Here is a 1,380-nt window from a genome sequence, read left to right on the forward strand (position 1 = left end):
CTGACCGACAATCCGCGGGCCGACGAGGAGCCCCAACCGGGCGTTCCGCCGACGTCGAGCGGTACTTCCCGCCGCGGGATGCTCAAGGCGGCCGGAGCGGTGGCCATCGGGACGGCCGTCGCCGGCGCGGCGGGAGCTTCGCCGGCCAGCAGATATCCGGCGGGGCAGGCACCGCGTCCGCACAGGAGGACAACGATATCCAGCGCGGGATGGTCCTCGACACCGAGAAGTGTATCAAGTGTCTCCGCTGTGTGCAGGGCTGCAAAGAGGAGAACAACACCCCGGAGGGTCACTTCTGGATGGAGGTGTTCCGCTACCAGCGTGACGGCGAGGAGTACGAGGACCCGACCGACTCCGAGTCGATTCAGCGGCCCTGCCAGCACTGTGACGACGCGCCGTGTCTGGAGGTCTGTCCCAACAACTCCCGGTTCAAAAGCGAGGAGGGCCGGACGCTGTGTGACTACGATACCTGTCTGGGCTGTGCCTACTGTGAGGTCGCCTGCCCCTACCACGTCAACGCCTTCGTCCACACGGACACGCCGGACTACCTCGAGAACCCCGAGGAAAGCGAGGACTTCGAACCCATCCTCGAGGGGACCGACGGCGAGTTCGACGGCGCCAAACGCGACGAGAACGACCGCTGGGTCTCGGGCGCGCCGCCGGAGGGCTCCTGTAGCAAGTGTACGTTCTGTGCCCACCGCGAACAGGACGACGAGCTCCGCGGCACGACGGCCTGCGAGGACGTCTGTCCGGTCGATGCCATCCACTTCGGGGATATGAACGACCCCGAGAGCGACCCCAACCAGTACCTCGAACAGTTCGACGACGACGAGACGTTCAAACTGCAGGACGACATCTCGGACCCGAACGTCATCTACGTCGGCGAGGACCCCAGCGAGCAAGAGGTGACGGAAGTGCCCGGCCCGACGACCCACGAGGACCGCGGCCTCGAAGAGGTCGACCCCTCCCACTGAGGACGGGGTTCGCGCCCGGCACACGTCCCCCGAAACCCTATTTATAACACTGCATTATTCCAGACAGGACTTACAGCGGTTGCAGTAGATGATACGGACGTAATGCCACGAGAACGTACTGAGTCAAACACGAGCGACGGTCTCTCCAGACGGAAGGTAATCGTCGGTGGGACCGCCGGATGGGCCTCCGTGGCCCTCGCCGGCTGTAACGCACTGAGTCCCGGCGACGACACCGATACGGAGGCCGGAGACGATACGGATACAGATACCCCCGAAGACACGACTAACCCGACGAACTACGTCTCACCGACGACATCCTCACCGGGTCCGAGTACGTCCCGGCGGGAACCGGCGGGTTCGCCTCGTCGTGTTCGTCCTCGCGGACGTCGCGCCCGGGATGCAACCG

General features: G+C 64.9%; 1 protein-coding gene. It reads left to right on the forward strand.

Features of this window, described 5'->3' with window-relative positions:
* Positions 1-974, forward strand: a 974-nt coding sequence (locus GJ629_RS15810) for a 4Fe-4S dicluster domain-containing protein (RefSeq protein ID WP_157513850.1), incomplete at its 5' end; no start/stop codon positions are given.
* Positions 975-1,380 lie beyond the last annotated feature (406 nt).

The sequence above is a fragment of the Halapricum sp. CBA1109 genome (assembly GCF_009741825.1).
In the GTDB taxonomy this organism is placed as follows: domain Archaea; phylum Halobacteriota; class Halobacteria; order Halobacteriales; family Haloarculaceae; genus Halapricum.